This window comes from Rhodoferax sp. PAMC 29310 (assembly GCF_017948265.1).
Lineage (GTDB): Bacteria > Pseudomonadota > Gammaproteobacteria > Burkholderiales > Burkholderiaceae_C > Rhodoferax.
Genome location: NZ_CP072852.1, coordinates 2,654,980 through 2,669,659, shown reverse-complemented (window position 1 = coordinate 2,669,659; position 14,680 = coordinate 2,654,980). Strand labels below are relative to the sequence as shown.

Genomic DNA, 14,680 nt, shown 5'->3' with positions numbered 1-14,680 from the left:
TCGATGTTATATGCAACAAATTCGGTCCCCCTATAGGATTAACCCGAGGTATAAGACCAACACCCAAGTTTGTCCCCCTTGCCCCAAGATTGCAACATGCGAAAAATATCCAGTAACCGCTCCCGCGTCCAACAAGTCAGAGACCAGCTTGAGGACGATATCGTCAACGGCCGGATGCAACCTGGCGATCAGGTGAAAATAGAACAATTGATGACCCGGTTCGAGGTGTCTCGCACGCCCGTTCGAGAGGCCTTGCAGCAGTTGGAGGCCAGCGGGATGGTCGCAGTGCTGCCCAAACGCGGCACCTTTGTGGCCAAGGTCGGTATTCCAGAGTTGATTCAGATGTTTGAGGTGATGGCTGAGCTGGAGGCGATGTGCGCGCGGTTGGCTGCGCGTCGTGCGTCTGGGGTTGCTTTGAAAGAGATCAAGGGCGCCTTGGGCGACTGTGAGCGGGAGGCCGAAGCGGCGGACCCCAATGCTTACTATTACGCCAATGAGTTGTTTCATGGCTTGATCTACCAGGCCTGTGGCAACCCGTTCCTCGTCCAGCAAACCCAGACTCTTAAAAACAGGTTAAAACCCTACCGGCGAATGCAGCTGCGCATGCGCAATCGCATCAAGCAGTCGCTGGAAGAGCACCGCCAAATCGCCGCTGCGCTCGAAGCCGGTGACGCTGAAGCGGCCGCCCATGCGGCGCGGGAGCATGTTTTAATCCAGGGGCAACGCTTCACTGACTTCATCAGTCTGAGCAATGCCGGTGAACGCCCGTAAGCAGGTTTAGGGTTGACGTCGAGGCAATCGCCGTCACCCCCTTTTTTTACGTTTGCCAAAATGCATTCCGCTATTCGGGCGCCTCTGGGAAAGGCGCGTGCAACTCGGCTTTCGCGTCGATCGGCGCTCTACATCAAACCGCAGGGCTACCAGATAACCACCCCTTGACCTCGCCGTCCAAAACTGGAAAAAGGCTATGGGCTTGCAGGGATGACCGAGAGCAGGCCGATTTGCTTCGACGTCTCGCGAATCAGCGCCATCGTGGCCTGTTGTGTCAGTGTTGTGGGCCGCAGTGCGCTGGTCACCAACGCGGATTTGATTCGCAAAACAGGATCGGTGATGGGTCGAACATAGAACGCGGAGGGCCGAACAGAAGTTGCCACCGCGTTGCGTGACAGAACCGCGCATCCTGCCCCGTCAGCCACCAAATCCAGAATCGCCGACACCCCATCGATTTCAAGGGCGATGTTGAGGCGTCCGCCCGCATTGACGATTTCGGACTCGACATGCATTCGGATGGCATTGGGGCGGCTGGGGATGACCAACGACATGTATGAGGCGGCCAGTAGCGCAATCGGTCCAGGCGGTGGGTCTTCGTGCAGCCCCGGTGGGCGAGCCTGCACCAGCACCAAGTCTTCCTCCGTCAGGGGTTCGATTTCGATGTCATTGCTGGGCTGCGCGTTGTAAAGAATGGCGATGTCGAGTCGGCCGTTGATCAGTGACTCGTGTATTCCGGCCGTCAGCCCTTCACTGATGGAGATGGTAGCATCGGGCATCTTGGCCCGAAATGCCCGAGTCAGGGGCACGGTCAACACCCGCGCCAGGCTGGTGGGAATGCCAACCGCTACCCGGCCCGCCAAAGACCCGCGAACCCGGCCCAACTCTTCCCGGGCACGCTGCATTTGATGGAGGATGCCGCGCCCGTGGGCCAGCAGCAGTTTGCCGGCTTCCGTCGGCAGTGCTCCCCTGCCGTTACGGGTCAGAAGCGTCAGGTTCAACTCGACCTCCAGCAGCCGAACCTGCCGGCTGAGAGCGGGTTGGGCGATGTCCAGGGCGATGGCCGCGCGGGTAAAACTACCCAACTCCGCCACGCGCACAAAGTACTCCAACTGCTTTAAATCCATAGCGATGTTCCGAAATGAGAGCGCTTCTTAAGCGAATAGCTGCGCCGTTATTATGCCGTTTTGTGATAACTGCTAGTCGTGCACTTGGCTTATCAAAGCCGCTGCATCCGACCAGAATACCCGGTATGCAAAGCCCCGCCGACTCTACCGTGCCCGTCCTTCAAGGGATTTCTTCCATGGCCACGCGCTTGCTACTGACCGAGCTGGCACATGCATATCAGGACTCCACCGGAACCCAAGTGCAGCTGGAATCAGTCGGCGGTGTGGACGCAGCCAAGCGTGTCCAAACCGGCGAGGTGTTCGATGTCGTGGTCCTCGCCTCCGACGCCATTGACAAGTTGTTGGCTGAGGGGCACTTGCTGGACGGCAGTCGCACAGACCTCGTGCACTCTGGTGTGGCCGTCGCCGTGCGAGCCGGTGCGCAGGCCCCCGACATTTTCTCTGAAGAGGCCGTGCGCGCCGCGGTGCTGGCGGCCCCAACACTGAGTTATTCCACCGGGCCTAGCGGTGTGGCTTTGGCCAAGTTGTTTGAACGCTGGGGTATCACTGCCGCCATCAAGGATCGCATCGTGCAAGCCCCCCCTGGCGTTCCCGTGGGTGCGTTGGTCGCGCGGGGTGAGGTGGCGCTGGGCTTCCAACAGCTCAGCGAACTCATCCACCTGGAAGGTATCGCCATCGTGGGGCCGTTGCCCGACGCGATTCAGATCACCACCACCTTTTCAGCCGGCATCGGCAGCCATTGCAGGCACCCCGATGCAGTGCGGGCTCTGCTGGCTTTCATGGCCGCACCAGCGGCAGCGGAGGCCAAGCGGCGCCAGGGCATGCAGCCAGCCTAGGCCCCCTCAACACAATAAGACTCAGGAGAAACGCGTGAAAAAGCCCATGATCATTGACTGCCACGGTCACTACACCACCGCCCCCAAAGCACTGGAAAACTGGCGCAACCAGCAAATTGCCGGCATCAAAGACCCGGCGATGATGCCCAAAGTGGCTGACCTCAAAATCAGCGACGACGAGCTGATCGAAACCATCGAGCAAAACCAGCTGCGCTTGATGAAGGAGCGGGGCAGCGACCTCACCATCTTCTCGCCACGTGCCAGCTTCATGGCTCACCACATTGGCGACTTCAATGTCTCCAGTACCTGGGCGGCGATCTGCAATGAGTTGTGCTACCGCGTGAGCCAGCTCTTTCCCGACAACTTCATTCCTGCGGCCATGCTGCCCCAGAGCCCTGGCGTGGACCCCGCCACCTGTATTCCCGAGCTGGAAAAGTGTGTCAAGGAATACGGCAATGTTGGCATCAACCTGAATCCCGACCCCAGCGGCGGCCATTGGACGTCCCCTCCCTTGAGCGACAAGGCCTGGTACCCCATCTACGAGAAGATGGTGGAGTTTGATATTCCCGCCATGATCCATGTGAGCACCAGTTGCAACAGCTGCTTTCACACCACCGGCGCGCACTACCTGAATGCGGATACGACCGCGTTTATGCAATGCCTGACCAGTGAGCTTTTCAAGGAGTTCCCCACCCTCAAGTTTCTGATTCCGCACGGCGGCGGCGCGGTGCCCTACCATTGGGGTCGTTTCCGTGGTCTGGCGCAAGAGCTGAAAAAGCCCCTGCTGGAAGAGCACCTGCTGAACAATATTTACTTTGACACCTGTGTCTACCACCAGCCTGGTATTGACCTGCTCAATACCGTGATCCCGGTGAAGAACGTGTTGTTTGCAAGCGAAATGATCGGTGCCGTGCGCGGCATTGACCCGCAAACCGGCCATTACTTTGATGACACCAAACGCTACATCGAAGCGTCCAAGATTCTGAGCGCCGACGACCGCTTCCAGATCTACGAAGGCAACGCCCGCCGCGTGTTCCCGCGCTTGGATGCGGCGCTGAAAGCCAAAGAAGCCAACACCAACTAAATCGGGGAATCACCATGAGCTTGAACCAACTGGGCATCGTCAAACGCAACATCATCCGGGCCGACAAGGCCGCGGTGGAGAAACTGTCCCGCTTTGGCGTGGCCACCATCCATGAGGCCATGGGACGCGTCGGCTTGATGAAACCCTATATGCGCCCGATTTACCTGGGCGCCAAAATGTGCGGCACGGCCGTCACCGTGCTGCTTCAGCCTGGCGACAACTGGATGATGCATGTGGCAGCCGAGCAAATTCAACCCGGCGACGTGGTGGTGGCCGCCTGCACCACGGACAACCAGGATGGCTTTTTTGGTGACCTGTTGGCCACCTCCTTTCAGGCACGCGGGGCGATGGGCTTGATCATTGATGGGGGCGTTCGCGACGTGAAAGACCTCACCGAGATGAACTTCCCCGTGTTCAGCAAAGCCATTCACGCCAAAGGCACCATCAAAACGACCCTGGGTTCGGTGAATGTGCCTGTGGTGTGCGCCGGGGCGATGGTGAATCCGGGTGACGTCGTGATTGCCGACATTGACGGCGTCGTGGTGGTGCCGGCCGCTGTGGCGCAACAAGTGGCCGATGTAGCCGAGGCCCGCGAGGCCTTTGAAGGAGACAAGCGCGCTATTTTTGCGTCGGGTGTGTTAGGGCTGGATTACTACAAGATGCGCGAGGGGCTGGAGAAGGCAGGACTCAAATACATCGATTGATATTTGAGGTCATTTTGGCCTCTAGCCACCGTCAAATAAGCGCAGTGCGCTATTGAAATAATAGTAGAAACCGGAGTTTCATGGAATTCACCAAAACCCCCGGCTGGCAGGACTGGTACGCCGGCCCCGCCAAGCCCCGCTTTCAACTCCCTGCCGGCGCCGTTGACGCCCATTGCCACGTCTTCGGGCCAGGCGCAGAGTTCCCCTACGCGCCCGAGCGAAAGTACACCCCTTGTGACGCCTCCAAGCAGCAACTGTATGCCTTGCGCGATCACTTGGGATTTGACAAGAACGTGGTTGTTCAGGCCACCTGCCACGGTGCCGACAATCGCGCCATGGTGGACGCTTTGCGCCACAGTCAGGGCAAGGCCCGGGGTGTGGCCACCGTCAAACGCAGCATCACAGATCAGGAGTTGCAGGACCTGCATACCGCTGGCGTGCGCGGTGTACGGTTTAACTTCGTCAAGCGCCTGGTGGATTTCACCCCCAAGGATGAACTGATGGAGATTGCCAACCGCATCAAGCCGCTGGGTTGGCATGTGGTGATCTATTTCGAGGCGGTCGATCTGCCTGAGTTGTGGGACTTCTTCTCTACCTTGCCCACCACCGTGGTGGTCGACCATATGGGCCGCCCTGATGTGAGCCAGCCTGTGGATGGGCCCGAGTTTGAGTTGTTCGTGAAGTTCATGCACCAACACCCCAATGTGTGGAGCAAGGTGAGTTGCCCGGAGCGGCTCTCTGTTGCCGGGCCCAAGGCGCTCAATGGCGAGCAAAACGCCTATGCGGATGTCATTCCCTTCGCCCGGCGCATCGTGGAGACTTTCCCTGACCGTGTGCTCTGGGGCACCGACTGGCCGCACCCTAATTTGAAAGACCACATGCCCGATGATGGGCTGCTGGTGGACTTCATTCCCCACATCGCCATCACGCCCGCTCTCCAGCACAAGTTGCTGGTGGACAACCCAACCCGCCTCTATTGGGGAGACTGATATGTCACTCGACAAACCCTACCTTGACGTGCCCGGCACCATCATTTTTGATGCGGAGCAATCGCGCAAGGGCTACCACCTGAACCAGTTTTGCATGTCGCTCATGAAAGCACCCAACCGGGAGCGGTTCAAGGCGGACGAAGTCGCCTACCTCAACGAGTGGCCGATGACTGACGAGCAGAAGCAGGCCGTATTGGCCCGTGACCTGAACCGTTGCATGGCGGCCGGGGGCAATATTTACTTTTTGGCCAAGATTGGTGCCACTGATGGCAAGAGCTTTCAGCAAATGGCGGGCAGCATGACCGGCATGACCGAAGATGAATACCGCGCCATGATGCTGGCCGGCGGGCGCTCAGCACAGGGCAACCGGGTCGTCGGCGAAGACGGCGACGCGCAGGCGCACCACCAACCCCAGGGCCAAGCCGGCCGACAAGGAACGAACTGACATGGCAAAGATCACCGCCTCTGTTTTCACCTCCCATGTGCCCGCCATTGGCGCTGCCATCGATTTGGGAAAAACCACCGAGCCATACTGGCAACCGCTGTTCAAGGGCTACGAATACTCCAAACAGTGGATGAAGGGCAACAAGCCTGACGTCATCATTCTGGTCTTCAACGACCACGCCACAGCCTTTAGTCTGGAGATGATTCCGACCTTCGCCATTGGCACCGCGGAGTCGTACCAGCCCGCCGACGAGGGATGGGGTCCGCGCCCCGTGCCTGTGGTGCGCGGCCACCCGGAGCTGGCCGCGCACATTGCGCAGTCCGTCATCCAGCAAGACTTTGACCTGACCATCGTGAACAAAATGGATGTCGATCACGGCCTGACCGTGCCCCTGAGCCTGATGTGCGGTCAACCTGAGGCTTGGCCTTGCCCGGTGATCCCCTTTGCCGTCAATGTGGTGCAGTACCCGGTGCCCAGTGGCCAACGCTGCTTCAATCTGGGCAAGGCCATCCGCAAGGCCGTTGAAAGCTTTGACGAAGACCTGAACGTTCATATTTGGGGCACGGGCGGCATGAGCCACCAGCTGCAGGGTGCACGCGCGGGCCTTATCAATCGCGAGTGGGACAACGCCTGGTTGGACCAAATGATTGCCGATCCGGCGGCTTGCGCGGCAACGCCCCACATCGACTATGTGCGGGAAGCCGGTTCGGAGGGAATTGAGTTGGTGATGTGGCTGATTGCCCGCGGCGCCATGTCCGATGTGCCCTACGATGCTACAGATTTGGAAGCGGCTCGCGCCCATTCTGTAGAGGTTAAGCATCGTTTCTACCATGTACCTGCGTCCAACACAGCCGTGGGCCACCTGATTCTGGAGAACACCTAAATGAGCAAAACCATCAAAGTTGCGCTGGCCGGTGCGGGTGCCTTTGGCATCAAGCACCTGGATGGCATCAAGAACATCGACGGTGTGGAGGTTGTCTCACTGATCAGCCGTGATATGGAGAAAACGAAAGAGACAGCGGCCTTGTATGGCATTGGCCATGTCACGACCGAGCTGAGCGACAGTCTGGGCCTGCCTGAGGTGGATGCCGTCATTCTCTGCACACCCACCCAGATGCACGCGGCGCAAAGCATTGCCTGCATGAGGGCCGGCAAGCATGTGCAGGTTGAGATTCCGTTGGCGGACTCGCTGCGTGGTGCCCTTGAAGTGGCGGCTATTCAGGAGCAGACTGGACTGGTGGCCATGTGTGGTCACACCCGGCGCTTCAACCCCAGCCACCAGTACGTGCACAAAGAGATCACGGCAGGGCGCTTCAACATCCAACAAATGGATGTGCAAACCTACTTTTTCCGCCGCACCAACATGAACGCGCTGGGCCAAGCCCGAAGCTGGACCGACCATTTGCTGTGGCACCACGCCGCCCATACGGTGGACCTGTTTGCCTACCAGTGCGGCAGCCCCATCGTCAAAGCCAACGCGGTGCAGGGCCCGATTCATCCGACGCTCGGTATTGCGATGGACATGTCCATCCAGCTCAAGGCCGCCAGCGGCGCGATTTGCACCTTGTCACTGAGTTTTAACAACGACGGCCCACTGGGCACCTTCTTTCGTTACATCGGGGACAGCGCCACCTATATGGCACGCTACGACGACCTGTTCAACGGCAAGGAAGAGAAAATTGACGTGAGCCAGGTGGATGTGTCCATGAACGGCATTGAACTGCAAGACCGCGAGTTCTTTGCGGCCATCCGCGAAGGTCGCCAGCCCAACAGCAGCGTGGCCAGCGTTTTGCCGTGCTACCAGGTTTTGCACGATCTGGAACAACAGTTGATGGATTGAGTACAACACCATGCTGCAACGGCAACTCGGCCCTTTTCAAGTTTCATCCATTGGCCTGGGGTGTATGAACCTTAGCCATGCCTATGGCGCGCCAGTGTCGGCAGAGCAGGGCGAGCGCGTCCTGTTGAGCGCGCTGGACGCCGGGGTGACCTTATTTGACACGGCCGCCTTGTATGGTTTTGGCGCCAACGAGACGTTGGTGGGCCGCGTGATGAAGCCACACCGCCACAAGTTCACGCTGGCCAGCAAATGCGGCATGCAGGGCGTGGACGCCAATGGTGATGGCAAGCGGGTCCGCGTCATTGACGGTCGCCCGGACACCTTGCGTCAGACCTGCGAAGACAGTTTGCGGCGGCTTCAAACTGATGTCATCGACCTGTACTACTTGCACCGCTGGGACAAATCGGTGCCGATCGAGGAGAGTGTTGGGGCCTTGGCGGATCTGGTAACGAAGGGCCATATCCGAAGCATTGGCCTCTCTGAGGTGTCGGCCAGCACCTTGCGCAAGGCGCATGCCGTGCACCCGATCGCCGCTGTGCAGACCGAGTACTCGCTGTGGACGCGCAACCCCGAGATTGCCGTGCTTCGGGCTTGCGAAGAGCTGGGCGTGACCTTTGTGGCGTTCAGCCCGGTTGGGCGTGGATTTTTGTGCGGACAGCTGCAGGATGTTGGAACGCTCGAGCCATCAGACATTCGCAGAGCCATGCCGCGCTTTGCGCCTGAGAACTATGCTGCCAATCTCAAACTGCTAGTGCCGTTCAATGCCTTGGCCGAAGCGCTGAACTGCAGCCCTGCTCAATTGGCCATGGCCTGGGTGTTGCATCAAGGCGAACACATCATTCCCATTCCGGGAACGACTTCCGTGCCGCACTTGAAGGAGGACCTGCAAGCGGCTGAGGTGGTGATTCCCGTGGCAGCCATGGCAAAACTGAACGAAATTTTTCAGCCCAGCGCCATTCACGGAGCTCGTTACAACCCGCAGGGAAGCTCAGAGGTGGACACGGAAACTGCCTGAGCGATGGAAAGGACGGCGCTGGGACTGCGATTGTTCGCGATACGACTTCCACTCCCGGCCTGATCCACATCCTTAAGCCAATAACGACAAGCTTGACTCCGGGTATGCTGGTTTGATATATCTGAGAGTCGGTAGATCGGATTGCGACTGGACTCATTTGGGGCCATAGTCGAGAAAAAAGAGACTTCGTTCATAACTTTGGAGACACGACATGAAAAAAAGACAATTTCTCAACACCGCAGCCATGGCTGTTTTGGCACTCACGGCAGCGAGTTCCTTTGCTCAGGACAACACGTTCAAAATTGGTTTGGTGTTGCCCATGACGGGGCAGCAGGCCTCAACGGGTCGTCAGATTGAAGCGGCCGCACGGCTTTACATGGCGCAGAACGGTAGCACCGTGGCGGGCCGGAAGATTGAGCTCATTTTGAAGGACGACACCAGTGTTCCTGATGTGACCAAACGCCTGTCTCAGGAGTTGATCGTCAACGACAAGGTGAATGTATTGGCCGGCTTTGGCATCACCCCGTCGGCCTTCGCGACGGCCCCTATGGCGACTCAGTCCAAGACACCGATGGTCGTGATGGCGGCTGCCACCTCCAGCATCACTCAAGCCTCGCCGTACATTGTGCGGACCAGTTTCACGCTGGCTCAGGCGGCGGTGGCCATGGGTGACTGGGCGCCAAAAAATGGCATCAAAAAGGTGGTCACGCTGGTGAGCGATTACGGCCCCGGCATTGATGCTGAAAAGTACTTCAAAGAACGACTGGTTTTCAATGGTGGTCAGGTCATCGAGTCCCTTCGGGTCCCCCTGCGCGGCCCTGATTTTGCCCCGTTTCTGCAAAAAGTGCGTGACCTGAAGCCCGACGCGCTGTTTGTGTTCGTGCCCTCTGGCGCGGGTGCGGCTGTCATGAAACAGTTTTTGGAGCGCGGCATGGACAAGGCCGGCATCAAGTTGATTGGCACGGGCGACATCACCGATGACGATCAATTGAATGACATGGGTGATGGCGCCCTGGGCGTGGTGACTTCACACCACTACTCCACGGCACATCCCTCGGCGACTAACAAGAAATTTGTGGAAGCGTTTGAGAAAGCAAATCCCGGCATGCGCCCCAATTTCATGGCCGTGGGCGGTTATGACGGCATGCGCGTGATCTATGAAGCCCTGAAGGCCACCAAAGGCAAGGGCGACGGTACGGCCCTGCTGGAGGCGATGAAGGGCCAGATTTTTGAGAGCCCGCGCGGCCCGATGTTCATCGACGCGCAAACACGTGACGTGGTGCAAAACATCTATTTGCGCAAGGTCGACAAAATGAACGGACAGCTTTACAACGTTGAGTTTGATGTGATCAAGGACGTCAAGGATCCTGGCAAGACGAAGTAAGACGACGAGCCGCTCTGGCTCGTCTTTCGAGAAACATACTGGCGCCAGGTCTGCCAAGACCTTGCGCCAGTATTGATATCAGCGACCTATATCTATGTTGACCATTCTTTTCGACGGTGTTGCGTACGGCATGCTGTTATTCATTTTGGCCGTGGGCCTGGCGGTGACGATGGGCTTGATGAATTTCATCAACCTCGCGCACGGCGCCTTCGCCATGGTGGGCGGCTACATCACTGTGCTGTTGATGCAGCAGTTTGATGTGCCGTTTCTGCTGTGTTTGCCCGTTGCTTTTTTCGGCTCAGCCCTTTTGGGTGCGGTGCTCGAGCGCACCTTGTACCGGCCTCTGTACAACAAGCCGCACCTGGATCAGGTCTTGTTCTCCATTGGTCTCACCTTCATGGCGGTTGCCAGCGTGGACTATTTCATTGGCTCCGGCCAGCAAATCATCCAGCTTCCGGAGTGGCTCAAAGGTCGCACCGAGCTGGGCGAAGGCCGCTGGATGCTGGGCATGGGCCACTACCGCCTGTTCATCATCGCCGTGTGTGCCGCCCTTACCGTGGCACTGCAATATGTGCTCACAAAAACGCGCTTTGGCAGCCGCCTGCGGGCCTCGGTCGATGACCAGCGCGTGGCGGCTGGTTTGGGCATCAATGTGAACTGGGTGTTTCTGGGCACGTTTGCAGTGGGCTCGGGCTTGGCGGGCCTCGGGGGGGCGCTAGGTGCCGAGGTGCTGGGGCTGGACCCCAGCTTTCCTCTGAAGTTCATGATCTACTTTTTGATCGTTGTTGCTGTGGGCGGCACGTCCAGCATTACCGGGCCATTGCTGGCGGCTTTGCTCCTGGGCATCGCCGATGTCGCGGGCAAATACTACATCCCTACTTTTGGTGCTTTCATTGTGTATAGCTTGATGATCGTGATTTTGATTTGGCGCCCGCAAGGCCTGTTTGTGCGCAAGGGAGCCAAGTGATGGTGAATCCTCAAAACCTTTTGATGAGCAGTGGCCGCTGGAGATCCTGGGAATACGCCTTGTGGTTACTCGCGTTGGCCTCGCCGTTCGCATTGGCCAGTCATGCCCTGATCATCAATGAGATCGCCATCGTGGCCCTGTTTGCCCTGTCTCTGGACTTGATTCTGGGATACACCGGCATTGTCTCTTTGGGGCACGCGGCTTTCTTTGGCATGGGGGCCTATTCAGCGGCCCTGTTTGCCAAGCTGGTCATGCCTGATCCGTTGGTCGGCTTGGTGGTTGGCATGGTGGCGGCCGGCCTTCTGGGTGCGCTGTGCAGCGTCACTATTTTGCGGGGCACAGACTTGACCCGACTGATGGTGACTTTGGGAGTCGGCCTCATCTTGATGGAGTTGGCCAACAAGATGTCCTGGTTGACCGGCGGCGCAGACGGTCTGCAAGGGGTGATCATGGGGCCCTTGCTTGGGCAGTTTGAGTTTGACCTGTATGGGCGCACCTCAGCCGCGTATTCGATCACCGTGCTGCTGCTGGTCTTTGTTCTGGCACGCCGATTTGTCAACTCTCCCTTTGGTGCCACCCTGAAGGCGATTCGGGACAACCGGCTGCGGGCGATGGCCATAGGCATTCCGGTGGCAAGCCGCTTGGTCGTGGTGTACACCGTCGCTGCCACGGTGGCAGGTGCGGCGGGTGCGCTTTTGGCGCAAACCAGCAGTTTCGCCTCGCTGGATGTTTTTGAGTTTCATCGCTCTGCCGATGTCATGCTGCTGTTGGTGATTGGCGGCGTGGGTTGGTTGTATGGCGGGGTGGCCGGCGCGATCGTGTTCAAGCTGATGCAGGACGTGATCTCGAGCATCACCCCTCAGTATTGGACATTCTGGATTGGGCTGTTCCTAGTGGTGCTCGTACTGGTGGGGCGTGACCGCCTGATTCGGCCGTGGACCTGGTTCAGGCCAAGCGCGGGAGGGCGTCAGCCATGAACAACATGAACGCATTGCCCATCGAGGTTGAAACCGTGTTGTCCGCACAAGGGCTGGTAATGAAGTTTGGCGGGATTATCGCCACCAATAACGTCACCTTGAATCTGAAAAAGGGCGCACGCCATGCCTTGATTGGCCCCAATGGGGCTGGAAAGACGACGCTCATCAACCTGTTGACCGGTGTGTTGCAGCCTACTGCGGGCAGGATTGTGCTTGAGGGCCAGGACATTACCGAGCTGGCGCCGCACCAGCGCGTGCATCGGGGCATGGTCCGCACCTTTCAAATCAACCAGTTGTTTGATACCTTGACACCACTGGAAACGCTGGCCATGACCGTGTCTCAACACAAAGGGCTGGGCGGCAAGTGGTGGCAGGCACTGGGGGCTCAAAAACAGGTCACGACACGTTGCGAACAATTGCTGGAGCAGTTTCACCTGACCGAGGTCATGAACCAGCAAACCCGCGTGTTGGCCTATGGCAAACGGCGCTTGCTGGAGATTGCCATTGCGCTGGCCTGTGAGCCCCGTGTGTTACTACTGGACGAGCCGGTGGCGGGCGTTCCCGCGGGCGAGCGGGAGGAGCTGTTGCAGACGGTAGCCGCTCTGCCCGAAGACGTTTCCATTTTGCTCATTGAGCACGACATGGACCTGGTGTTCAGCTTTGCCAAGCGAATGACGGTGCTGGTGAATGGCACGGTGCTGACTGAAGGCAACCCGGACCAGATTGCCAATGACCCTCAGGTCAAGGCGGTGTACCTGGGGCATGGCGATGAGATTCACGAGACTGGTTCACCAGCAAGCGCGGGGAGTGCGCTGACATGAGCGAATTATTGAATGTGCGGGGCTTGAGTGCAGGTTACGGCGAGGCCGTGGTGTTGCATGACATCTCCCTGTCGCTGGATGCCGGCCAGACCCTGGCCTTGCTGGGGCGCAATGGAACAGGCAAGACGACCTTGATCAACACCCTGGCAGGTGCGACACGGCGGCATGCCGGCGAAATCGGCTTGGGCGGTGTGGCGCTTCACAAATTGGCGTCTCATGAGCGTGCCGCCGTTGGCATTGGCTGGGTGCCGCAGGAGCGCAACATTTTCAAGTCGCTCAGCGTGCATGAAAACCTGACGGCCGTGGCCCGCCCTGCGCGGGCCGGGCGCGCCTCCAGCCCCTGGACGCCCGATCGTGTTTATGACTTGTTTCCCAGATTGGCTGAGCGAAAAAACAATCTTGGAACGCAACTCTCGGGTGGCGAGCAGCAAATGCTGGCTTTGGGGCGTGCGCTGGTGCTGAATCCCACCTTGCTCTTGCTGGACGAGCCTTGCGAGGGCCTGGCGCCGATCATCGTGCAGGAATTGCTACGTGCCATTCGACGTATCACCCGCGAGGAAGGCTTGTCCGCGATCATCGTGGAGCAGCACCCTCAGGCCATTTTGGCGATTTCCGACACCGCAGCCGTGCTGGATCGCGGCACGGTGGTGTACGCCGGAACCGCCAGCAGCCTGCAGGAACAACCTGAACTACTTGACAAGTTGTTGGGCGTGGCACGCTAAGTCGTACTTAGCTATAAAAACAGAAGCATTCCGCTCAGGTTTGACGGGGGCTAGCGATCCATTTCATACCTGTCCTGAAAAGGATGCCTGAGGTGCAGAGGCACCTTGGCCCAAGCTGCTGTGGGTCCAATAGGACTGCAGCATGGCAGGTGTCTAGCCGAGCAACCCTCGTTGTTAAAGCAAAGGGCGAAGTTCTCCGGCAGCGTCGAGTAGCACAGGCAACAGATCTCGCACCATGGCAGCCGTCGACAACCTGCTTTGTGAGGCCACGACATTCAAGGCCGCGACGGTGACGCCTTGAGCGTTGCGCAAGGGCACTGCCAGTGCATGGACGCCGATCTCATGCTCTTCGCTGGCCAGGCAAAAATCATCTTTTCGGACTTGTTTGATCAGCGCGCGAAAGGCCGCAGGGTCAGTGGTGGTGGCCGGCGTCAGGCGCGAAAGATGCCGTCCCGACATCCAGCTTCGAAATGCTTGCAGGGGTTGAGCGGCCAGCAGCACACGGCCGGTGGACGTGGCATGCGCGGGCAGGCGCGCGCCCAGATGCAAGCCATAGGCAATGACGCGGCCGGCGCCAGAAGGGTTGGTATGCCGGTCATTGCCACTGCGCGCCACGATGACGACTTCGTCAGCATCCAGCACCACGGCTGAGAAAGACTCTTGCACCTGAATCGCAAGGCGGTTCAAGGTGGGTTGAATGGCGCGTGGAATGCGTGAGGAGGCCAGGTAGCTGCCAGAAAACCGAAGCACTTTGCTGGACAGCCAAAAGTAGCTGCCATCGGTTTCCAGGTAACCCAGATGAGCCAGGGTCAGCAAATGGCGACGCGCGGCCGCTCGGGTAATGCCCGCGCGATCCGCGGCCAGGGTCGCGTTCAGGCGTTGCCGCTCGGTGTCAAAACTTTCCAATACAGCCATTCCCTTGGCCATGCCCTCGATGAAATCTACTTTGGCAATGGTCATGACAAATGGTTGAGTATTTGCGCGATCACTGCGCATTTTGC

At 58.7% G+C, this 14,680-nt stretch carries 16 protein-coding genes; 14 read left to right on the top strand and 2 right to left on the bottom strand.

Annotated elements, in window-relative coordinates:
* Positions 1-96 precede the first annotated feature (96 nt).
* On the top strand, positions 97-771 hold the full coding sequence (locus J8G15_RS12280; protein ID WP_210542288.1) for a GntR family transcriptional regulator: 675 nt from the start codon (positions 97-99) through the stop codon (positions 769-771).
* A 194-nt stretch (positions 772-965) separates the two neighbouring features.
* Here the strand turns inward: J8G15_RS12280 and J8G15_RS12275 are convergent, their stop codons facing one another.
* Positions 966-1,895, bottom strand: a complete 930-nt coding sequence (locus J8G15_RS12275; RefSeq protein ID WP_210542287.1) for a LysR substrate-binding domain-containing protein — start codon at positions 1,893-1,895, stop codon at positions 966-968.
* Positions 1,896-2,020: 125 nt separating this feature from the next.
* Here J8G15_RS12275 and J8G15_RS12270 point away from each other — a divergent pair, with 125 nt between their 5' ends.
* The 13 genes from J8G15_RS12270 to J8G15_RS12210 all read left to right on the top strand — a co-directional run bounded on the left by J8G15_RS12270 (position 2,021) and on the right by J8G15_RS12210 (position 13,679).
* Entirely contained in the window at positions 2,021-2,731 is a 711-nt protein-coding gene (locus tag J8G15_RS12270) for a substrate-binding domain-containing protein (RefSeq protein WP_240538262.1), read from the top strand.
* A 46-nt stretch (positions 2,732-2,777) separates the two neighbouring features.
* Positions 2,778-3,815, top strand: a complete 1,038-nt coding sequence (locus tag J8G15_RS12265; RefSeq protein WP_210547571.1) for an amidohydrolase family protein — start codon at positions 2,778-2,780, stop codon at positions 3,813-3,815.
* A 14-nt stretch (positions 3,816-3,829) separates the two neighbouring features.
* The gene (ligK, locus tag J8G15_RS12260) at positions 3,830-4,519 is read left to right on the top strand and encodes a 4-carboxy-4-hydroxy-2-oxoadipate aldolase/oxaloacetate decarboxylase (RefSeq protein ID WP_304621842.1); all 690 of its coding nucleotides are present in this window, start codon (positions 3,830-3,832) and stop codon (positions 4,517-4,519) included.
* 80 nt (positions 4,520-4,599) lie between these two features.
* Positions 4,600-5,508 carry an amidohydrolase family protein gene (locus J8G15_RS12255; protein ID WP_210542286.1) on the top strand — a complete coding sequence of 303 codons (909 nt, stop codon included), beginning with the start codon at positions 4,600-4,602 and terminating at the stop codon, positions 5,506-5,508.
* A gap of 1 nt (position 5,509) precedes the next feature.
* Positions 5,510-5,953, top strand: a complete 444-nt coding sequence (ligA, locus tag J8G15_RS12250) for a protocatechuate 4,5-dioxygenase subunit alpha (protein WP_210542285.1) — start codon at positions 5,510-5,512, stop codon at positions 5,951-5,953.
* 1 nt (position 5,954) lies between these two features.
* The gene (locus J8G15_RS12245; RefSeq protein WP_210542284.1) at positions 5,955-6,836 is read left to right on the top strand and encodes a class III extradiol dioxygenase subunit beta; all 882 of its coding nucleotides are present in this window, start codon (positions 5,955-5,957) and stop codon (positions 6,834-6,836) included.
* Positions 6,837-7,793, top strand: a complete 957-nt coding sequence (locus J8G15_RS12240; protein ID WP_210542283.1) for a Gfo/Idh/MocA family oxidoreductase — start codon at positions 6,837-6,839, stop codon at positions 7,791-7,793.
* Positions 7,794-7,803: 10 nt separating this feature from the next.
* The gene (locus tag J8G15_RS12235; RefSeq protein ID WP_210542282.1) at positions 7,804-8,808 is read left to right on the top strand and encodes an aldo/keto reductase; all 1,005 of its coding nucleotides are present in this window, start codon (positions 7,804-7,806) and stop codon (positions 8,806-8,808) included.
* Between the two features lie 211 nt (positions 8,809-9,019).
* Complete coding sequence (locus J8G15_RS12230; protein ID WP_210542281.1) at positions 9,020-10,192, top strand: ABC transporter substrate-binding protein; 1,173 nt, start codon at positions 9,020-9,022, stop codon at positions 10,190-10,192.
* Positions 10,193-10,286: 94 nt separating this feature from the next.
* Positions 10,287-11,159 carry a branched-chain amino acid ABC transporter permease gene (locus J8G15_RS12225; protein ID WP_210542279.1) on the top strand — a complete coding sequence of 291 codons (873 nt, stop codon included), beginning with the start codon at positions 10,287-10,289 and terminating at the stop codon, positions 11,157-11,159.
* A complete protein-coding gene (locus J8G15_RS12220) occupies positions 11,159-12,136 on the top strand; it encodes a branched-chain amino acid ABC transporter permease (RefSeq protein ID WP_210542277.1) in 978 nt (325 codons plus the stop codon). Before J8G15_RS12225 ends, J8G15_RS12220 begins: the two co-directional genes overlap by 1 nt.
* A complete protein-coding gene (locus J8G15_RS12215) occupies positions 12,133-12,957 on the top strand; it encodes an ABC transporter ATP-binding protein (protein ID WP_370627419.1) in 825 nt (274 codons plus the stop codon). The genes J8G15_RS12220 and J8G15_RS12215 overlap by 4 nt, the downstream gene beginning before the upstream one ends.
* Complete coding sequence (locus J8G15_RS12210; RefSeq protein ID WP_210542275.1) at positions 12,954-13,679, top strand: ABC transporter ATP-binding protein; 726 nt, start codon at positions 12,954-12,956, stop codon at positions 13,677-13,679. The genes J8G15_RS12215 and J8G15_RS12210 overlap by 4 nt, the downstream gene beginning before the upstream one ends.
* Before the next feature lie 174 nt (positions 13,680-13,853).
* Here the strand turns inward: J8G15_RS12210 and J8G15_RS12205 are convergent, their stop codons facing one another.
* Entirely contained in the window at positions 13,854-14,639 is a 786-nt protein-coding gene (locus tag J8G15_RS12205) for an IclR family transcriptional regulator C-terminal domain-containing protein (protein ID WP_210542273.1), read from the bottom strand.
* Positions 14,640-14,680: the final 41 nt, after the last annotated feature.